At 63.4% G+C, this 19,512-nt stretch carries 21 protein-coding genes; 10 read left to right on the top strand and 11 right to left on the bottom strand.

Annotated features, from left to right (window positions below; all coding sequences use genetic code 11):
• The first annotated feature begins 101 nt into the window (after positions 1 to 101).
• Genes DFR67_RS26440 through DFR67_RS26430 form a run of 3 tightly spaced genes read left to right on the top strand, consistent with a single transcriptional unit; the run spans position 102 to position 2,888 of the window.
• The gene (locus tag DFR67_RS26440) at positions 102 to 1,247 is read left to right on the top strand and encodes a beta-ketoacyl-[acyl-carrier-protein] synthase family protein (RefSeq protein ID WP_110472456.1); all 1,146 of its coding nucleotides are present in this window, start codon (positions 102 to 104) and stop codon (positions 1,245 to 1,247) included.
• A complete protein-coding gene (locus DFR67_RS26435) occupies positions 1,248 to 2,429 on the top strand; it encodes a thiolase family protein (RefSeq protein WP_110472455.1) in 1,182 nt (393 codons plus the stop codon).
• A gap of 3 nt (positions 2,430 to 2,432) precedes the next feature.
• Positions 2,433 to 2,888 carry a Zn-ribbon domain-containing OB-fold protein gene (locus DFR67_RS26430; RefSeq protein ID WP_110472454.1) on the top strand — a complete coding sequence of 152 codons (456 nt, stop codon included), beginning with the start codon at positions 2,433 to 2,435 and terminating at the stop codon, positions 2,886 to 2,888.
• Positions 2,889 to 2,969: 81 nt separating this feature from the next.
• On the opposite strand, the gene DFR67_RS26425 is transcribed toward DFR67_RS26430, so the two are convergent.
• From DFR67_RS26425 to DFR67_RS26405, 5 genes are all read right to left on the bottom strand, one after another.
• Complete coding sequence (locus DFR67_RS26425; RefSeq protein WP_110472453.1) at positions 2,970 to 3,818, bottom strand: mycofactocin-coupled SDR family oxidoreductase; 849 nt, start codon at positions 3,816 to 3,818, stop codon at positions 2,970 to 2,972.
• Between the two features lie 55 nt (positions 3,819 to 3,873).
• Positions 3,874 to 4,680: an SDR family NAD(P)-dependent oxidoreductase gene (locus tag DFR67_RS26420; protein ID WP_110472452.1), complete on the bottom strand. Its 807-nt coding sequence runs from the start codon at positions 4,678 to 4,680 to the stop codon at positions 3,874 to 3,876.
• Positions 4,681 to 4,908: 228 nt separating this feature from the next.
• A complete protein-coding gene (locus DFR67_RS26415) occupies positions 4,909 to 5,523 on the bottom strand; it encodes a TetR/AcrR family transcriptional regulator (protein ID WP_245938183.1) in 615 nt (204 codons plus the stop codon).
• Positions 5,524 to 5,590: 67 nt separating this feature from the next.
• A complete protein-coding gene (locus DFR67_RS26410) occupies positions 5,591 to 6,775 on the bottom strand; it encodes a thiolase family protein (protein WP_110472451.1) in 1,185 nt (394 codons plus the stop codon).
• Positions 6,776 to 6,817: 42 nt separating this feature from the next.
• Positions 6,818 to 7,141, bottom strand: coding sequence for a hypothetical protein (locus DFR67_RS26405; RefSeq protein ID WP_146240545.1), 324 nt, complete (start codon positions 7,139 to 7,141; stop codon positions 6,818 to 6,820).
• 182 nt (positions 7,142 to 7,323) lie between these two features.
• Here DFR67_RS26405 and DFR67_RS26400 point away from each other — a divergent pair, with 182 nt between their 5' ends.
• Complete coding sequence (locus DFR67_RS26400; RefSeq protein ID WP_245938182.1) at positions 7,324 to 7,815, top strand: flavin reductase family protein; 492 nt, start codon at positions 7,324 to 7,326, stop codon at positions 7,813 to 7,815.
• A gap of 16 nt (positions 7,816 to 7,831) precedes the next feature.
• Positions 7,832 to 9,067 carry a 3,4-dihydroxy-2-butanone-4-phosphate synthase gene (gene ribB, locus DFR67_RS26395; protein ID WP_110472448.1) on the top strand — a complete coding sequence of 412 codons (1,236 nt, stop codon included), beginning with the start codon at positions 7,832 to 7,834 and terminating at the stop codon, positions 9,065 to 9,067.
• A gap of 63 nt (positions 9,068 to 9,130) precedes the next feature.
• On the opposite strand, the gene DFR67_RS26390 is transcribed toward ribB, so the two are convergent.
• A complete protein-coding gene (locus DFR67_RS26390) occupies positions 9,131 to 9,982 on the bottom strand; it encodes a mycofactocin-coupled SDR family oxidoreductase (RefSeq protein ID WP_110472447.1) in 852 nt (283 codons plus the stop codon).
• A gap of 189 nt (positions 9,983 to 10,171) precedes the next feature.
• Between DFR67_RS26390 and DFR67_RS26385 the strand changes: the two genes are divergently transcribed.
• A complete protein-coding gene (locus DFR67_RS26385; RefSeq protein WP_110472446.1) occupies positions 10,172 to 11,005 on the top strand; it encodes a mycofactocin-coupled SDR family oxidoreductase in 834 nt (277 codons plus the stop codon).
• A gap of 18 nt (positions 11,006 to 11,023) precedes the next feature.
• Here DFR67_RS26385 and DFR67_RS26380 read toward each other — a convergent pair whose 3' ends face one another.
• Positions 11,024 to 12,139: an epoxide hydrolase family protein gene (locus tag DFR67_RS26380; RefSeq protein ID WP_211325167.1), complete on the bottom strand. Its 1,116-nt coding sequence runs from the start codon at positions 12,137 to 12,139 to the stop codon at positions 11,024 to 11,026.
• 151 nt (positions 12,140 to 12,290) lie between these two features.
• Here DFR67_RS26380 and DFR67_RS26375 point away from each other — a divergent pair, with 151 nt between their 5' ends.
• A complete protein-coding gene (locus DFR67_RS26375) occupies positions 12,291 to 13,052 on the top strand; it encodes an SDR family NAD(P)-dependent oxidoreductase (RefSeq protein ID WP_110472503.1) in 762 nt (253 codons plus the stop codon).
• Between the two features lie 84 nt (positions 13,053 to 13,136).
• On the opposite strand, the gene DFR67_RS26370 is transcribed toward DFR67_RS26375, so the two are convergent.
• The 4 genes from DFR67_RS26370 to DFR67_RS26355 form a co-directional block, all read right to left on the bottom strand.
• A complete protein-coding gene (locus DFR67_RS26370; RefSeq protein ID WP_110472445.1) occupies positions 13,137 to 13,877 on the bottom strand; it encodes an SDR family NAD(P)-dependent oxidoreductase in 741 nt (246 codons plus the stop codon).
• A complete protein-coding gene (locus tag DFR67_RS26365; protein WP_170135288.1) occupies positions 13,874 to 14,329 on the bottom strand; it encodes a MaoC family dehydratase in 456 nt (151 codons plus the stop codon). Before DFR67_RS26365 ends, DFR67_RS26370 begins: the two co-directional genes overlap by 4 nt.
• 126 nt (positions 14,330 to 14,455) lie before the next feature.
• A complete protein-coding gene (locus tag DFR67_RS26360; RefSeq protein WP_146240544.1) occupies positions 14,456 to 16,324 on the bottom strand; it encodes a sigma-54-dependent Fis family transcriptional regulator in 1,869 nt (622 codons plus the stop codon).
• Positions 16,325 to 16,400: 76 nt separating this feature from the next.
• On the bottom strand, positions 16,401 to 17,012 hold the full coding sequence (locus DFR67_RS26355; protein ID WP_110472443.1) for a TetR/AcrR family transcriptional regulator: 612 nt from the start codon (positions 17,010 to 17,012) through the stop codon (positions 16,401 to 16,403).
• A gap of 142 nt (positions 17,013 to 17,154) precedes the next feature.
• Between DFR67_RS26355 and DFR67_RS26350 the strand changes: the two genes are divergently transcribed.
• The 3 genes from DFR67_RS26350 to DFR67_RS30990 form a co-directional block, all read left to right on the top strand.
• Positions 17,155 to 17,889: an SDR family NAD(P)-dependent oxidoreductase gene (locus DFR67_RS26350; RefSeq protein WP_245938181.1), complete on the top strand. Its 735-nt coding sequence runs from the start codon at positions 17,155 to 17,157 to the stop codon at positions 17,887 to 17,889.
• A 38-nt stretch (positions 17,890 to 17,927) separates the two neighbouring features.
• Complete coding sequence (locus tag DFR67_RS26345) at positions 17,928 to 18,980, top strand: NAD(P)-dependent alcohol dehydrogenase (protein ID WP_110472442.1); 1,053 nt, start codon at positions 17,928 to 17,930, stop codon at positions 18,978 to 18,980.
• 332 nt (positions 18,981 to 19,312) lie between these two features.
• Positions 19,313 to 19,512, top strand: a 200-nt coding sequence (locus tag DFR67_RS30990; RefSeq protein ID WP_211325166.1) for a hypothetical protein, incomplete at its 3' end; no start/stop codon positions are given.

Below are 19,512 nucleotides of genomic sequence, written 5' to 3'. Positions count from 1 at the left end.
CCTCCCGGCAGCCTTGCCGGCCAACCGACTAGGAGTCCTTAGTATGCAAACGCCGCCGAATTCGGCTCACGGCTCACCGCCACCCGCAGGGCTGGTGCACCGTGGTTGACCCGCTCCGCCGGCATCGCCCCTTCGACCCCGTCCACGTCGCCGGGATCGCGACGACCTCGTGGCGCGAGGAGCACAACGCGGTGGTCGACGAACTCGTCTATCAGGCCACAGCGGATGCGCTACGCGCCGCGAACGTCAATCGGAACGAGATCGGTCTGACGATCACCGCATCGATGGACATTTTGGACGGCCGCAGCATCTCCAGCGGGCTCACCAATTCCGCATCGGGCGGATACCTGAAAGACTCCTACCGGCTGGAATCCGATGTCGGTACCGCCATCATTGCTGCCGCACAGGCGATCTCATCGGGCGATGTCGACATTGCGGTCGCCGTCGGCGCCTACAACCCCGAGACGTCGACTCGCGGAGCCCTGCGGCAGGAGTTTCTCGATCAGTTGTCGAACCTGGCCTTCGACGCGCACTTCGCGCGGCCCGTGGGCATGACCACCCGAACGTCGTACGGTCTGCACGCCGCCTGGGCCATCGAACAGCAGCACACCACGCTCGAGGAGCTGGCCGAACTGACCTCCCGTGCCATCGCGGCCGGCGCCGGATCAGCGCGGTCCATGCGGCCCGAATTGGCCAGCGCGCAGAAGATCCTGGGATCACCCCCGTCGGCCTGGCCGTTGACCGAACTCATGCTTCCCGCGTACAGCACAGGCGCAGCGGCGGTGGTACTCGCCTCACCGGCGCGAGCTGCCCGATTGACAGCGCGTGGCGCCCTCATCACCGGAGTCGGGCACGCGACGGGAAGCTATCTCGAGAACACCGACTGGCTCAAGGATCCCGGTGCGTCGACTGCACGGGCCGCGGCGAGCGCGTACCGGTCGTCCGGGATCGGCGACGCCGCGGACACCGTCGATCTGGTCGAGTTCACCGCCCCGTCAGCAGCACTCCATCAGCCGCTTCTCGCAGCACTTGGGCTCGACAAATCCTTGACGCCCGAACACATCAACCCATCCGGCGGCGCAGCGACAAACTACCCCGGGCTGGCCAACGGGGCCCTGCGTCTGCTCGAGGTCATTGAACGGCTGGAGTCCGACCACAACCTGCACACCGCGGTGGCACATTCCGTCGACACCATCACGGGGACCGTCGTCCTCGACAGCACCGTACTCATCGTGGAAGGCGTGTAGATGGCATATCAGGCTGTGGTCGCCGGAGTGGGCATCACCGAGGCAGCCTCTCCGCGCAAACAGACCAAATCGTTCACCGAACTCTGCAGAGAAGCCGCACACGCCGCACTCGAACATGCCGGGGCGAGTCCGTCATCATTGGACGCCATCGTCGTCGGCAACATCGACGGTTTCGAGGGAACCGTGCTCGGCGGCAAGTTCCAGACGAGACAACTCGGCATCGGATCCGACGTTCCCGTCGTGGTCCTCAACACCGGTGGCACCACGGGCGGCAACCTCATGCAGGTTGCGGCGCGAATGGTCCGCTCCGGAACACACCAGCGCGTGCTGTGTCTGGGCGGCCCGACGTTCTACGGTGCGCAGGATCTGCAGGCGGCAATCAACACGAACTCCCCCATGATCGTGGAGCAGCCACTGGGGATGGGCGGTTTCCACATGGGCGCCTTCGCTGCCAGCGCCTACCAGGCACGGCACGGGACCACCGCCGAGGACTACGCGGCGATCGCGGTCGCCGACCACGAAAAGGCCTCGCTCAACCCGTATGCGCATCTGCGATACACCCTGACCGTAGAGGACGTATTGGCATCTCCGCCGTTGTCGTCCCCGCTGACCCAGGCCATGGTCTGCCCGGTCTCGACATCTGCGAACGCGATGTTGGTGACGACCAGGGAATCAGCTGCAGACCTGCGAACCACCCCGGCGCTCATCAAGGCGATCGGAACCTCCGGCGACCCGTATCTCGGTGGCGGCAAAGGCGATTTCGCCGTCATGGAGAATCTGGCAATCCTGGCCCGACGCGTTTACTCATTGGCCGATATCCGCAATCCCCGAGAAGACTTCGATCTCGTCGAGGTCTTCGCCCCCTACGCGCACATGCAGCCAATGCAGCTCGAGGCCCTGCAATTGTGCGGGCCCGGCGAGGGTATCGACCTCATCAGGTCTGCAGAGAGTCGCTACGGCGGCTCGCTCCCGGTCAATCTGTCGGGTGGGCCCAAGTGCACCAATGCGGGGGTGGCCGGAGAGCTGGCGCCGTACATCTACGCTGCGTGGCAGATCTTGGGGGACGCACCGGACGTCATGCAGGTCGATGGCGCGCGCCGCGCACTCGCCCACGGCACCGGCGGAACATTCTTCCAGTTCGAGAATCTCGCAGTCTTCGAAAGCACCAGAGAAAGCAGGTAGACCATGACTTCACCGACCACCCAGCAGGTCCACTGGGATCTGCACTACGACATCCACCTCGGCGAGACCTGGGGCAAGTTCATGACCGGGCTCAAAGACAAAAAGATCTACGCCAACACCGGCGGTTCCAACAAGGTCTATGTTCCCCCGATGGCGTATTGCGAGGAAAGCTTTCGCCCGAACGACACGTGGGTTGAGCTCTCCGGCGAAGGCGATCTCGAGGTCTTCACCGTGGCCTGGCAGGGCTTTCGCGGCGGCCCGAAGACCCCGTACGCCATCGGCGGCATCAGGCTCGACGGCGCAGACACTCTGCTCATGCACTACGTCGTCGGACTCGACTTCTCCGACCCCGCGAACATCCGGTCCCAGTTGCCCAAGGGCTCTCGTGTCCGCGCGGTCTGGGCCGAAGAACGGTCCGGTCAGATACTCGACATCGCACACTTCGAGCCCGCTGTCTGATCTCTTCTGTCCACACTTACTAGACGAACCGGGAGGCGCCCATCGGGCACCTCCCGGCTCTTCTGTTCCGACCGCCCCGGGTCAGACCTTGTTGATGATGCCGGCATCGACCGGCAGTGCCACACCGGTGATGAACCGGGCCTCGTCGGACGCGAGGAAGAGCACCGCATTCGACACATCGTCCGGCTGAACCCAGGGGGTCGGCAACGCGTTCATGCCGGTCGAGACCTCGATGATGTCCTCCCTCGTCGGATCCTGCAGGTCCGGGCGGAACATCTGGAAAATCTCGTCATTCATGATCATCGGAGTCTCGACCTGCGTCGGGTGCACACTGTTGACCCGAATACCGCTGGCAGCCAGTTCGTTCGCGAAGCTCCGCATCAACCCGGTGATGCCGTGCTTTGCCGCCACATAGTGCGCCAGGTTGGGTGGCCCGATCAACCCGGCAGCCGAACTGATCAGGACGACAGACGATCCACTTCCACGAGCAAGAAGATGCGGCACCGCGGCCTTGAGCGTATGCCAGGTGCCGGTGAGGTTGATGCCCACCATGTCGTTCCACGCCTCTTCGGTGATCTCGTGTCCCGGTGCGTAACTGGCGATCCCAGCGTTGGCGACCACCACATCGAGGCCGCCGAGTTCAGAGACCGCCGCCGCGAGTACCTTCTCGAGTTTGATGTAGTCCCGGATGTCGACGACATCAGTGACCGCCCTGCCCCCGTGCTTCTCCACGAGATTCTTCGTCTCCTCGAGATCTGCTTCGGACGCCATCTCGTACGACACCGACGCGACGGGCCGACAAATGTCGATGGCGATGACATCAGCGCCTTCTTCAGCGAGCCGAACCGCGTGGCTCCTGCCCTGCCCTCGCCCCGCTCCGGTGACGAGCGCGACCTTTCCGGCGAATCGCTTGTTGCGATCACTACTCACTGTCGACCCTGCCTCTCCTGATAGTTGGCTACGCTTTGGTACCGATCAATCCGAATCATTCGAGGACCAACGTGTCGGCCAATAGTGGTGTGTGCGCAGTGACGCCGCTGTCGGCCCGGATGACCTCGCCCGTGATCGCCCGCGAGACGTCCGATGCCAGAAAGGCGACGATGTTCGCGATGTCTTCGGGGTCTGCGACGTGCGGCAGTGCGCTGTGTTTGACGTACACGTCGACAGCGGCCTGGCCCAGGTCCAGTGCCGGCGGCGTCAGGACCAGACCGGGAGCCACTGCGTTGCAACGGATGTTGTACTTGCCGTACTGGGCCGCAACCGACCGAACCAACTGATTGACCGCAGCCTTCGCCGAACCATAGGTCGTGAGTCCGGCCTCGCCGGTCAGTCCCGAGATCGACGTTGTGCAGATGATGCTGCCGCCCCCGTCGTTCTTCTTCATGAACGGGATGACGTGCTTACACGTGAGGAATGACCCGAGCGCGATCGTCTCGAACTGCCGACGCCAGATCTCCACGGTGCTGTTGACCAGATCCGGATCACCGGGGTCCCCGAGCCCGCGAAGGTCCGCGGCCTGGCTGTGCAGGATGTCGATCCGACCGAACGCCTCGCTCGCCTGTTGATAAAGATTGACCACGTCGTCTTCGCTGCGCACATCAGCGTGAACCGAGATCGCCCGACCGCCGGCTTCTTCGATCTCTTTGGCGCGCAGTTCGGTTTCATCGGACTTGATGTCGGACAGGACCACGCTGGCGCCCAGCTCCGCCAATCGGCGGGCCGTGGCGGCACCCTGCCCGCGGCTGTCGGCGACGCCCGTTATCACGGCTACACGCCCGTGCAGATCGATCATGTGTCTCAACCCTTCCCAGTTCGGCTCGATGCAGCCCGCCGCGCTCAGCGCGTGCCGAGCGTGACCCCGACCGCTCCCTGATGTGAGCTGCACCACCATCATCCCGCCTGGTAGCGCCGCAGAAGTGTTGCAATCCGCGACGACACCCATGCAGGTTTACTGAGCATCTGGGCGATCACTTCGACCAAACCGGCCACGCCCACACCCTGATCGCAGCGGGCAGTGACTCTATGAGGCCGCTCGATCGGCACGACCGAGCGCCAGGAGCGCACCGGTCAGCATTTCTTGGACCTGTTGCTTCGAAAGGTTGCCGGTGGCCAGCCACTCCTCGGTGGCAGCTCCGACCATTGCCTGGAACGCCCGCATCCGGGCGCGCGCGGACGAGTCGTCCTCCGGTAGGCCGAGGACCGCGAGCAGCCGGTCCTCCCAGGCTGCCAGGCTGCCCTGGATGATCCCGCTCACCACATCGTCGGCCGGTGCACGTTGGGCGTGCATCAACACCATGAAGGTCTCGCGGTTGCGCTCCACAAGATCGAGCCACCGCTCGAACAACCGGTCGACGCCCGCTTCCACCGGGCCGTCAAGGGCGACTCGGGGAAGCTTCGACGGCAGGGTTGCGAACTGAGTCAGAGCCTCAAGATACAGATTGCGCTTGTTGCCGAAGTGATAATTCAGATTCGTCCGGGTCGTACCTGCTGCGCGCGCCAATTCCTCGGTGGACACGCTTTCATACGGTTTACCGGCGAAAACCGTCATCGCGGCGTTGATCATCTGCGCGCGCCGGTCATCGGCTTCGAGCCGGACACGACGAGTCGTGTCCGGTGCGCTCGAGTCGGTGGTCATGGGGACCACCGTAACCACCTGTGCCCTGGTCCGTCGCCGAAGGACACAGGTGGTGTCGACCGGTAGATCAGAGCCGTTCGATGATCGTCGCGTTCGCCATGCCGCCGCCCTCGCACATCGTTTGCAGTCCATAGCGGCCGCCGGTCGCCTCCAGGCTGCCGAGCATCGTCGTCAGCAGTCGGGTGCCCGACGCGCCGAGAGCATGTCCGAGCGCGATCGCACCGCCGCGGGGGTTGACCCTGTCGAGGTCGGCACCCACCTCGTGCGCCCATGCAAGCGGCACCGGCGCGAAGGCTTCGTTGACCTCGAACGTGTCGATGTCGCCGACCGAGAGTCCGGAGCGAGCGAATACTTTCTCGGTGGCCGGGATGACGCCGGTCAGCATGTACAACGGATCGCTACCGGTCACCGCAAACGAGTGGAATCGCGCCCGCGGGGTGAGTCCGAGTTCGCGCGCTTTTGTCTCGGACATGATCAGCACCGCCGATGCGCCGTCGGTGAGCGGCGACGAGTTCCCAGGCGTGATGCTCCAGTTGATCTGGGGGAAGCGCTCCGCGAATTGCACCGATTCGAACGACGGGCGAAGGTTCCCGAGGCCGTCCACCGTCGTCGACGCCCTAACGGTTTCATCGGCGGTGTGTCGCGCGCCGTCGGGCAGCTGTAGCGAGATCAGTTCCTTGTCGAACCCACCGTCGGCGACCGTCTTGGCGGCCAGCTGGTGGGAGCGGGCGGAGTACTGGTCGAGGGTCGTGCGGTCGAGCTTCCACTTCGCAGCGATCAGTTCCGCCGAGATGCCCTGGCCGACCAGACCTTCCGGGTATCTGGAAGCGAGAGGAGCGCCATTGGGATCCTGCCCCTGCGAACTGGCACCCATCGGAATCCTGCTCATCGACTCGACACCGCACGCGATGACCACGTCGTAGGCGCCGGCGATGACGCCCTGAGCGGCAAAGTGCGCGGCCTGTTGACTCGACCCGCACTGGCGGTCCACGGTGGTGCCCGGTACCGACTCCGGTAGTCCGGCCGCCAACGCCGCCGTCCGTGCGATGTTAAGGGCTTGCTCGCCGGTCTGCGACACGCACCCGGCGATGACGTCGTCGACGAGAACGGGATCGAAGTCGTTGCGGCGCAGGAGCTCTTCGAGGGTTTGCTGCAACATGTTGACAGGGTGCAAACCCGACAGCGCCCCGCCGGGCTTGCCTTTTCCTGATGGGCTTCGGATCGCGTCGACGATCACGGCATTGATGGTCATGGGTGAATCTCCATTCGATATTCGGAATAGGGGGAGTGCCGGTCAGTGGGCGACGTCTGCATTGGTCACGACATGTACGGCGATGATCCGCGTCTGAGGGTCGTACCACCCTTTGCCCTCGGCATAACCGAGCATGGCGTCGAAGTTTCGGTGCCAAGCAGGTTCTGACGCCGAGCCCGCGACTTGTCGCAGGACGTCGGCATAGATGTTCGCGCCGTTGTCGTCGACGCCGGCGCACAGGTGTGAGTCGGTCAGTGTTCGTTGCGACGCGGTAGCCGGAGCACGGTACTCCACGTGTAGACGTTTTAAATCGTCGGTGTCGCGAACGACCACACCTCGGTCGTCGCCCGTCACTTCGATGATCATGTCGATCGCCACCTCCTCGCAGTCCAGTCGGGTGAATCCTGCATCAGGGTCGCATCTTCAACGACAAGTCGAACGTCGCATTCCGCGACAGTGTTGCCACGCTGTAGTGATGTGAGACATAACCGCAGGCGTGGAGTTTCTAAGCTCATGCCACAGACTCATCGAACTGAAGGAGGTCACCGGTGCTACCACCCGAAATGGATCAGGTCATCAGTTTTCGAGACGCGATGGCACGGTTTCCCAGCGGTGTCACCATCGTGACCACCGTAGACGCCGACGGCAAGTCATGGGGTTTCACCGCGAGCGCATTCTGTTCGGTGTCAGTCGATCCCGCCTTGATCCTGGTGTGCCTCTCGACCGGCGCTGAATGCCATCCGGTCTTCGCCGAGGCCGAACACTGGGTCGTGCACATCATCCACGCCGATCAGGTAGATCTCGCACTGCGGTTCGCGACGCGGGGCGCCGACAAGTTCGCCGGCGGCTCCTTCGAGCCCGATCACCGCGGCCTGCCGCGACTGAGCGGCTCATCGATCACCCTCGATTGCAGCACCTACGCTCGCCATCCGGGGGGCGATCACACAATCCTGGTCGGCGCCGTATCGGCGTGCTTCCAGGGCAACCCACCACCGACGGTCTATCGCGATCGTGCATTTCACGCACTCACCCAGCTCTGACAGATCGGGGATCACAATGAACACTGCCCGACCAGACATCGATGCCGCGCTGCGAGCGCTCCGAGCGGGCGGCATGGTGGTTGTCGTCGATGATCCGGATCGTGAGAACGAAGGCGATCTGATCATGGCGGCAGAGTTCGCGACCACCGGCCGATTGGCTTTCATGGTCCGCCATACCACCGGAATCATCTGTGTACCGATGGGAGCGAGCCGAGCCGACGACCTAGGGCTTCCCTTGATGGTCGAGGACAATACCGACGCCCACGGGACCGCGTTCACCGTCACTGTCGATGCCCTGGGCTCGGGCACGGGTGTGAGCGCGGCTGATCGCGCCCACACCATCCGGGCTCTCGCGGCATCAGCGACCCGGCAGAGTGATCTCCGAATGCCCGGACATGTCTTCCCACTTCGGGCCCGCGCCGGGGGTGTGCTGGAGCGGCCCGGGCACACCGAGGCCGCCGTCGACCTGATGCGGCTGTCCGGTCTCACCGAGGTGGGAGTGATCGGTGAGCTCATTGACGACGACGGTGGAATGTTGCGCGGCGCTGCACTGAGTGAGTTCGCAGACCGGCACCAGCTACCGATGATCTCTGTCGCTCAGCTCGTCGAGGTGATGCGACCCGCAGGCCCAGCATTGCAACGTCGTGGCAGCGCCGATCTGCCCACGGAGTACGGGAACTTTCGCGCACACGCATTCTTCGACAACACCACCGGAGTCGAGCACCTGGCGCTGACGATGGGTGACGTCGCGGAACGCTCCGACGTGGCGCCGCTGGTGAGGCTGCACAGCGAATGTCTCACCGGAGACCTCGCTGGATCGCTGCGCTGCGACTGCGGACATCAACTACGTGAGTCGTTGACCTTGATCGCCGCCGAAGGCAAGGGCGTCCTCGTCTACCTCTGCGGCCACGAAGGCCGCGGGATCGGACTGGGCCGGAAGCTCGAGGCCTATTCGCTGCAAGAACGCGGGCGTGACACCGTTGATGCGAACGCCGAGCTGGGACTACCCATCGACAGCCGCGACTACTCGGTCGGCGCACACATTCTCGCCGAGCTCGGTACTCGGCACGTTCGGTTGATCACGAACAACCCCGACAAGTGCTCGGCTCTGGCCGGCAACGGAATCGTGGTGCAGGAGCGGATCGGAGTTCCCGGCCGTGTGACTGACGAGAACATTGCGTACCTGCGTACCAAGCGCGACCGGATGGGCCACCTGATCGATCTCGGCGAAAAGCCCAGCAACACCGCGTGACGAGTGCCGCCTCCCGCACACGCAGGAGGCGGCAGTGCACTCACGAGAAGGCAGGCCCGGCACTCACGAGAAGACAGGCCCGGGGTTGAAGGCCGGCAGCACCAGGTGACCACCGTCGACCGGCAACGCCACGCCGGTGACCCGGGCAGCGCCGTCAGATGCCAACCACACAACGGCACCGCTGATCTCACCGGGCTGGATCAGCCCACCGATAGCGTGCCAGTGGTGGGCGTTCTTTTCGTGCTCGGCCCGTGTCGAGCCGGGCTTGCCACCGGTCATGTCGTAGCAGCCTTGCCAGTTGGTCATCGCAGTGTCGACGAATCCCGGGCACACTGCGTTGACGCGAACACCGTGAGGCGCGAACTCGAGCGCAGCGGCTTTCATCAAACCGAGAACGCCGTGTTTGGCCGCCGTATAGTGCGCCGACCCCGGCTGACCCTCGACCCCGTTGACCGACGCCGTCAGGATCACCGATCCCGAACGTTGTGCAATGAGTTGCGCCGCAGTCGCCTTCAATACCCGCCACACGCTGGTCAACGAGACATCCATCATGTCTTGCCAGTCGGTCTCACTCAATTCCCACAGCGCACCCCTGCTCCAGATCCCATGATTGACGACGACGATGTCGATCGAACCGAACGATTCGACCACCTCGGCTACAACGGCGTCGAGTTGTTCAGCTGATCGGGCATCGACTTTGCGTGCCAGCACTCGGCCACCGATCGCAGCGACTGTCTTCTCGGCCAGAGTCAGATCTTCGTCCGTCGCAAGACCGTAAGGCACAGATCCGATGTCCTCGCAGATGTCGACGAGCACAACAGCCGCACCCTGCTCGGCGAGTGCGGTCGCGTGTGACAAACCCTGTCCCCGTGCAGCTCCGGTGATCAGCGCGACCTTGCCTTCGAGTGTTCCCATGGTTGATCTTCCAATCCGTTGTCCGACTGAATCCTGTCCCGCCCGACGATAGGGGTGTCGCCGGTCACAAACTGTGCCAATATGCGACGCCGCGGACTCGTTGTTCGGACGTAGCTTTTTGGGACATACGCGGCGGGTGATTGAGCGGACAGTGGACAGCGACAGCGTCGTGCGGACAAGGAGGTTCGAATGAATCGGTTACAGAACAAGGTGGCTCTGATCACCGGTGCCGCGCGGGGGCAGGGCCGCGCCCACGCCATCAGGTTGGCAGAAGAAGGCGCCGACATCATCGCCGTCGACATCCCTCGCGAAGTCATCGACATCGGATACCCCATGGGGACCGAAGCAGAACTCGCGGACACCGCAGCGGCAGTCGAGGCGCTCGATCGGCGCATCATCACGGCCGCAGTCGACGTCCGTGACATTGACGCTTTGACCGCGGCCGTCACGTCATCCGTCGCCGAACTCGGTCGGCTCGACATCATCTCAGCGAATGCCGGCATAGCCGCGTCGCCACATGCCGGTCATGAGATCCCCGAGGACGCCTGGCAACAGATGCTGGACATCAATCTGACCGGCGTCTGGCACACCGTCAAGGCAGGTGTCCCCCACATGCTGGCCGCGGGAAACGGTGGCTCGATCATCCTCACCAGCTCGGCCGCCGGGCTCAAAGGCTACGCGTCGATCGCCCACTACGTGGCGGCGAAGCATGGGGTCGTCGGTCTCATGCGTTCGCTGACACAAGAACTGGGGCCGCAGGGTATCCGCGTCAACTCGATCCATCCCACCCAGGTCGATACCCCAATGATCCAGAACGAGTCGACGTACCGAATTTTCCGGCCTGATCTGGAGAAGCCGACTCGCGAAGACTTCGAACCGGCTTCAGCCACCACCAACATCCTGCCCATCCCCTGGGTCGAACCGGTGGACGTCAGCAACGCCGTGCTGTTCCTGGCCTCCGACGAAGCGCGCTACATCACCGGTGCCACCCTTCCCGTCGATGCCGGCTGTGTAGTGAAGTAGGACGAAACGGCAGGTCTGTCAGATCGTCAGCTCGAGCGCCTCGCGGACGCCGCGAACAAACTCCGCGGGGCGCTCCCAGGCCGCAAAATGCCCACCAGAATCGTGGGTGGCCCAAGCCTTGACATCGTAAATCCGTTCCACGAGAGGGCGATCGGCGGGAACTAGACCATGTCTGAACATCGAGATCGCGGCGGGCGCCGTGATGGGTCCGAAGTCGAGCGCCGGTGCGGAGTAAGGATCGAACGAGGTGCCGATGCAGTTGGTGAACCAGTACAAACTCACCCAGGTCAGCATGTCGTCCAACGGGAACACCGACTCGACGTCACCGTTGCAGTCCGACCACCCGTGTAGCTTCTCGATGATCCACGCGGCCACACCGGCCGGCGAATCGGATAGGCCGGCCGCCAACGTGTGCGGCTTTGTCGCCTGTTCGGCCCGATATGCTCCTTCCGCGCTACGCCACCGTCGCGCGTCGCGGTAGTACTCCTGTTCCACGTCGGACAACTGGCTCCGCAGATCGGCCGGCAGCCGGATCGCAGGTATATCGGTCAGGTGAAGCGCGGTAACCGCGTCGGGATAGCGGCTCGCCATGATGTGCGCGACGATCGCGCCAACGTCCCCACCCGAGACCACATAGTCGGCGTATCCGAGCGCCCGCATCATCGCGGCGATGTCGCCGGCCATGACCGTCGGGGTCGCCACCCGGTCCGGGAGGTGGAGCGCACCGGGGTACCCGGGTAGACAGGGAACAACGACGTGGACATCGGACAGCAACGGCAGCACCCGTTCGAATCTCAGCATCGAATCCGGCCAACCGTGCAGCAGCACCAAGGCTTTGGCGCCGTGATTCGCCGATCGCTGGTGAATCGCGGTGGCCACGGTACCCTCCAAAGTTCCACGCACCCAGGGGTATGAGGCGATCCGGTCCTCCTGCGCCCGCCAGTCGAATAATTCCAGCCAGTACTTCACGACCTTGTCGAGGTACTCCGCGGGGATCCCCCGATCCCAGTCGGTCGTAGGTGAGGTTGCCGCCGGCCGAAAGCTCCGCAATCGGCGGTGCAGATCTTCGATTGCGTTGTTCGACACCCTCTCCCACGAATAAGCGGGCATCTCGACGTTCTTGTCGCCACCCACGCGCATCATCTCCCATTCGAATTACCCGCAGCCTGTTCCCTTGTATCGAACCACGTCGATCATGCGCCGACGCGGAGCGAACTGCGACACGGGACCCGCGGTCATCTCTGCCAGAATTCAGCCGTACACGTCACACGAAGAGAGGTTCACCATGGACATCAACGGGTCGGCCGCACTCATCACCGGAGGAGCATCCGGGCTCGGACTCGCGACCGCGAAACGGCTACTGGCCGCAGGTGCGCAGGTCGTCATCCTCGACCTCCCGTCGTCAGCGGGCAAGTCTGTGGCCGACGAGCTCGGACCGCACGCCTTCTTCGCCGCTGCCGACGTGCGCGACGAGGAGCAGGTGGCCGCTGCGATTGCTGTGGCCACCGACCAAGCACCCTTACGCGTTGCCGTCAATTGCGCCGGTATCGGTGATCCGGCCAGGACGATCGGACGAACTGCACCTCTCGATCTCGACCGGTTCCGCAGGGTGGTGGAGATCAACCTGATCGGAACCTTCAACGTCATCCGACTTGCTGCACAATCTATCTCAGCTACCGAACCCATCGACGGTGAGCGCGGCGTGATCGTCAACACCGCTTCTGTTGCGGCCTACGACGGCCAGGTCGGCCAAGCGTCCTATTCGGCGTCGAAAGGGGGCATCGTCGGTATGACCTTGCCGATTGCCCGAGACCTTGCCCGGTCCCTGATCAGGGTCGTGGCCATCGCGCCTGGGATGTTCGCGACCCCGATCCTGGAAGGCCTGACCGACGAGGCCCGAGCCTCCCTGGAGGCCCAGGTGCCGCACCCGTCCCGCCTGGGACAACCAAGCGAGTACGCCGACCTTGTCGCACACATAGTCTCGAACCCGATGCTCAATGGGGAGAACATCCGGCTCGATGGCGCGATCCGGATGGCACCCCGCTAGCCGGACGCGCCGACTACAGCCGGACCGGACGCCCCGAATACGTTGCAGCGAGCGACTACTCGGCGCGCTCCGATCCGGTCTTCGTCAAGCACGCCACAGGTGGCGACCGGGCCGCGTCAGCACGAGTTGAGGCACCACCGTGCGTCGGCTGAGCCGGGTCAACGAGACCACCGCCTCGGCCACGTCATCCACCGGCAGCATATCCTCCCAGGCGACCTCACCGGGCAAATGCTCGGTCATGGCGGTCTGCACATATCCCGGACAGACCGCGGTCGCGATCACGCCCGCCGCGGACTCCTCGGTGGTCACCGCCTCGCACCAGGAGATCAGCGCCGCTTTGGTGGCGCCGTAAGCACTGTTGAGTGGCTCGCCGACAACACCGGTCGTCGACGCGATCGCAAGAACCTTCCCACCGTGGTGCGTGGACCGACCAGCTTCTCGCAACTGCGGCAACAGATCCTGTGTGAGCACGTACGCCGAACGGACGTTGATGGCGAACAACTTCTCGAGTCGCCGAACCGGAAAGTCGGCAAACGCACCGATGGCACCCATACCGGCATTGAGAACGATCACGTCGGTTCGCCCATGTGCTGTCGCGTGGGCCTCGGCCAGTGCATGTACGTCGTCGGTGGACGACATGTCCGTCGGTGCGACCACCACCTTGACGCCGTGTTCCGACTCGAGCTCGGCAGCCAATGCATCCAAGGGTTCTCGTCCACGCGCACTGACCGTGAGATCATGACCCTCGACGGCAAGCCGTCGGGCGATCTCCCGTCCGATACCGCGCGATGCACCGGTGACAAGTGCGGCCGGATTCGCGCTCATGCGGCAGCCAGCACGTAGATTACGTCGACGACGCAGGCCGGCTTGCTGATGCCGTCGATCTCGACTACGAACTTGACGTGCGCCTCTGTGCCGGTCCCACGGTCGGAGATCGCTGTCAGCGTCGCGGTTTCGCGGATCCGAGAACCCACCGCCACCGGATGAGGAAATCGCAATTTGTCTGCACCGTAATTCACCCCCATGGCCAATCCGTCAATGGTGTAGATCGATTCGGCGAGGGTCGGCACGAGCGATAGCGTGAGATACCCGTGAGCGATCGTGCCCCCGAAAGGTCCGGCCGCTGCCCGTTGTTGATCCACGTGAATCCATTGGCGATCACCGGTCGCGTCCGCGAACATGTTCACCTGCTCCTGGGTAACCGTCAACCATTCGCTTGTTCCGAGCTCGGTACCCACGGCGGCTTTAAAAGCGTCCAGGTTCTCGAATCTGCGCACGCCCGCGTGCTGTTGTTCAGATGTGGTCATGCGCTCGATTGTCACCCATGGCGCCTCCGCGGTGGTGTAGCTCATCGCTACATCGGCAAGGCGACAACTCAGGCAACCGCCTCTCCGACGCTTCAATCAGAATGCTGCAGTGGACAAGTCGATGCCGAGGGTGCGGATTTTGCGATAGAGTGTCGAGCGCGCAATTCCAAGGCTTTCCGCAGCTCGGTGCTTATTACCGCGCGCCTCACGCAGGGCTGCCGTGATGGCTTGGGCTTCGACGTGCTCGAGCCCGACGAGCCTGCGCCGCGAGGCATTGGCCACGACATCGCTGGGCAGGTCCGCCGCGTTGACATATCGGTTGCTCGTCCCTTGGAGCACTCGAAGTACAACCGTCTCCAACTCCGCCACATTGCCGTTCCAATCCAGTCTCGACAAGGCTTGAACCGCGTCAGGCATCCACCGGACGGGCGTCGGGTCCCTGCCCAGTCGATCGCCGACAACGCGAGTCAGAGCATCCAGGAGCGCCGGAAGATCTTCCAGCCGATCACGCAATGCGGGGACCGCGAGAACAACTGGGAACTCTGCGTGCAGGCGACTCAAGTGCCCTTGATGTGCCGATTGGGTCGTTGTCGCGAACACCCGACACGGTCCACGACGATGCAATCGGATCAGCTCCGCAACACCCGCAGCCGCCTGCTCGGTGAGCTGGTCGATGCGGCGAATGACCACCGATGACTCCGTATCCGACTCCAACGATTGTCCGAGGCGACCGATCCACGCATCGAAAGTCCGATCGGCACAGGCGGATGTGTCGAGTACTGTCGCACGATCGCCTGCCATCGCCCGCGCCACATCAGTTTTCCCCGTGCCCTGTTCTCCGACGATCAAGATGTGTTTCTCCTGCCCGGCCGCGGCAGCGCGTCGACAGAGATCCCTCCAGCGGGATCCGTCTCCAACCAGTCCAGGCAAGCCAGGTGCACGCACTGCCACGTTCCGGCGAGGTGCCTCGTCCACGACCGGACGGATACGAACCACCGCGCCGGCGGACTCCACGCTGTCCGAGACCTCCCGGCATTGCACCGACACCACGGTCCCGTCTGTCAGGACCACTTGGCGCGGGTCTCGGATATCCCCCCGGATGGCCCGCGACGCCTGTTCCCAGAGCATCGCTTGGTCCACCGATGTGATCAACCGAGCGGCTGTGGCATTGGTGATGATCGTTTGATCGTTGAGCGCCATCAGCGGATGACGTGAATCGCGGTTCTCAGTGAGATACGCGTTGAGAAGCGCGCGTTCACGACGTGTGGCGGCCTGAAGGAACGCATTCTGGATGTCACGCACGAGGTCCATGACCCACGCCAGCAGAACCGGACTGGTGTCGCTATACCGACTGGTGAGGTTCAGTGAGCCGACGATCCGACGGGTCACCGGGTGCACCACCGGAACACCAGCCGAGGTGACGCCACTGTAGTCGTCATAAAAGTGTTCAAGTCCCCGAATCATGGTCGGGTGCTCGTTAAGAAGGCATATGCCACTGGTGGTTCCGACCGCAGACTCATCCACGGACACCGACGGCACGATGTCATGCTGGTCGAACCACCGACCCAGCGCCGGATCACCCACCCACTGCCGGAGCACCAGACCATCTGCATCGGTCAGGGACAGACCGCTCATCGATTGCTCTAGTACGGCTTCACGCGTGGACACTACCGAATCGGCCAGTCGCACCAGTGGACTGCTGACATCGACCTCACCGACATTCACTGCGCGGTTCGAGTGGGAGTTGAGCCCATAGCGAAGGCACCGCCGCCAGGAATCGAGTAATGCGGGAGCGATTCCGGCTCTCGCGACGTCTCCGTCATCAGCTTTGCCCGTCGAGAGAAAAGCCTCGCGGACTTTACGGAATGCAGCGGAGTCCACATCGGCGAGCCCCCGCCGGAGCGCTTCACCACCGCCAGACGATGACGCGCCATTCTCCCGCTGGGTCGAAAGACCTGTGTTCAACCGCTCAAACCTCCGAGTTAGCGTCCAGAGCTACCGACCCCGCCCGACCCGGCCGTCGCATTTTGAGTGTGACCCACTACTGACACCCTGTCAAGAACTCATCTGCGCTGGTAGGCAGCGCCAGCAGACTTCGAGTCAGCAGTCGGTGCACGTCCGTTCTGGACAGCGCGCCCAAGCGCAGCCATTCGTCGGTTGCGGTACTCAGCATCGCTTGGAACGCCCGGACCTGCGCTCGATTCACCTCCGTCCGCGGCGCCCCCAGAACGGACAGAAGACGTTCTTCCCAGATCCTCATCCCGGTCTGCAGAACTGCTTCCACCTCGGGATCACGCCTGATCGAGGTGGCCCCGATCATGCTCAGGTACGTCTCCCTGTTTCTTTCGACCACGTCGAGCCATCGATCGAAGGTCTGGGCGACCTTGCCGGGAACGTCCTCGGCTGGCGATTCGAGCGTTGGAGGGGTGGGTAGCCTGGCGAATCGCCGAACCACTTCGAGGTATAGCGCCCGCTTAGTTCCGAAATGATGGTGCAGATTCGTTCTGGTTGTGCAGGCCGCCTCGGCAATCTCTGACGTCGACACCTCTTCGTACGCGCGCGCAGCAAACAATTGCTGAGCAACCAGCAATATCTGCTCTCGGCGGTCTCCGGAACTCATCCGGATTCTGCGGGCCGACTCTGATTGGGTCATGTGCTGACGGTATCTCGGCAACCGCCCCCCAACGTTTGTTGCGGGATGCGACAAATAGCTCGCGTCTCGGAGTCCTACGTTGTTGATGTCCACGTCCAATGGCAGTGGACATCAACAATTTTTCCGAAAGGTACACCACAGCATGACCATGAACCTCGATCTGAGCGGCAAGGTCGCTCTGATCACCGGCGGTGGCTCGGGCATCGGCGCAGCCTGCGCCCACGAGTTGGCACAGTTGGGGGCACGGATAGCTCTCGCCGACCTCCGCCCGCCTGCCGATCATGTCGGCGTCGTCAATCAACTTCTGGTCGCCGTAGACGTCACAGAGAGCGAGCAGGTCGCCGACATGGTCGACAAGGTGACCAACCACTTTGGCGCGCTCGACATCGCCATCAACTGCGCCGGCGTCGGAATGCCTGTCAAAAGTCCGGTCGCGGAGACGGCCATCTCTGAGTGGCGCCGTCTGCTGTCGGTGAACCTCGACGGCGTCTTCTTGTGTATGCGATCGGAACTCGCGGCGATGTCTACTGGCGCGAGCATCGTCAACGTCGCCTCTGTGATGGGCCTTGTCGGTACAGCAGGAGCAAGCCCGTATGTCTCGTCCAAACACGGCCTGATCGGGCTTACCAAGACTGCAGCCCTTGACTACGCCGCCGCCGGCGTGCGCGTCAACGCCGTCGCCCCGGGCTTCATCGACACCCCACTCTTGCGCGATCCCGATGATGTTGCGCGCCGCACGCTGTCTGCGGCTCACCCACTCGGTCGTCTCGGAACGGCAGCAGAAGTCGCCGCGGCGGTCTGTTTCTTGGCGTCACCGGCCGCGTCGTTCATCACCGGTTCCGTGCTCTCGGTCGACGGCGGGTACCTCGCCCGCTGAATCGTTCGGGCTCACACAAGCAAGAGTCGGAGGCACATATGAAAGCGTTTCAGTACAGGAAATTCGAGGATCGGGCGCAGGTCGTCGAGGTTCCGGTCCCCTCCCCTGGCCCGGGCCAGGTACTCCTTCGCATCACCGCCGCCGGAGTTTGCCATTCCGATCTCCACATCCTGTCGTCATCGCAGGACGACTACCGCTACGGGCCGCTACCACTGACCCTCGGACACGAGGCCGCCGGTGTCGTGACCGCCCACGGTGCAGGCGCCGGTTTCTATCCGCTGGGCACCGCGGTTCTCGTCTACGGCCCGTGGGGCTGCGGGATGTGTCGCAATTGCTCGGCGGGCGAGGAAAACTACTGCACCGATCCCGGGGGTGTGAAGCCGCCTGGCATCGCTGTTGACGGAGCGATCGCCGAGTACCTTGTGGTCGACAACGAACGTCATCTCATCCCTCTCGGTGACCTCGATCCAGTCCAGGCGGTCGCTTTGACCGACGCCGGCCTCACCTCGTATCACGCCATCAAACGCGCGGTCAGCAGACTCGGCGCAGGAACTTTTGCTGTTGTCATCGGCGCCGGGGGACTCGGACATCTCGCGATCCAGATCATCCGCGCCCTGGGCGCATCGACCGTCATTGCAGTTGACGTCGCGGAGGACAAGTTACAGCTCGCGCGCCACGTGGGAGCCGACCACGCGATCCTCGGCGACGGCCAGTCGGCAGGGCTGATCAATCGACTGACCAACGGTGCGGGTGCCGACGCGATTTTCGATTTCGTCGGGTCCGAGCAGACCGTGACGCTGGCAGGAGACATTGCCGCCACATACGCCCAGATCACGATTGTGGGTGTGGGGCAAGGCGCATTGCCGGTCGGCTATCGCCGCCTCCCGTTCGAGACCAACGTTCGAAGCGTGTTCTGGGGCACCAGATCAGACCTGTGGGAAGTGATCGACCTGGCCAGATCCGGACGCTTGACCGTTTCGGTCGAGATCCATTCGCTCGAAGACGCGTCGCAGGCTTATGAGCGCCTCGCGAGGGGTGAAGTGCTGGGACGGGCGGTGATCGTCCCAGGTCACAACACTGACGGCCCGTAACGCCCCGCCCTCCCCGGTCCAACCGCTGCGCCAGGCAGGAGCCAGCCATCGATGGTCGCCCTAGTGACGCCAGGTTCAGCACGGCGTTGCTCACGTCGACCAGCTCGAGCCAGGGGTCCAGTTCAGACCGTCAAGGTGGAGATGGTTTGCGCAGCTTGTTTTTTGGTCCTGCCCATCTTCCCCGGGACGAAGAGGTTGTGAATGGTTTCGTTGTTGAACATCAGCGTGTCGAGCGTCATCGGGTGACCGAACCCCCTGGCCCCGTTCAATCATCGAGGGAAAGGTCAGCTTGGGCCGTTCCACGCCCCGGTCAAGTTGATGTCGAGTTCTTCTTGCGACTGAAACCCTTCGAGGTCACGAGTATCGCCTTGGCGGGACAAGATCAGACAGTCGAGTTGTTCGACCGGCTTCACCGTTTCCTCGAGATCGCTGGATTCCCCGTTACCTTCTTCATAGTCCTCGGAATCGGGGGCTGCGGTCGCCAGACCTGGTATGACTTCTTGCCCCTGTCATCCATGATCCGGGGGGTGGT

It is taken from the genome of Williamsia limnetica (assembly GCF_003217475.1).
Lineage (GTDB): Bacteria > Actinomycetota > Actinomycetes > Mycobacteriales > Mycobacteriaceae > Williamsia > Williamsia limnetica.
Note: the sequence above shows the minus strand (reverse complement) of the source record. Positions and strands in the feature narration are given on the sequence as shown.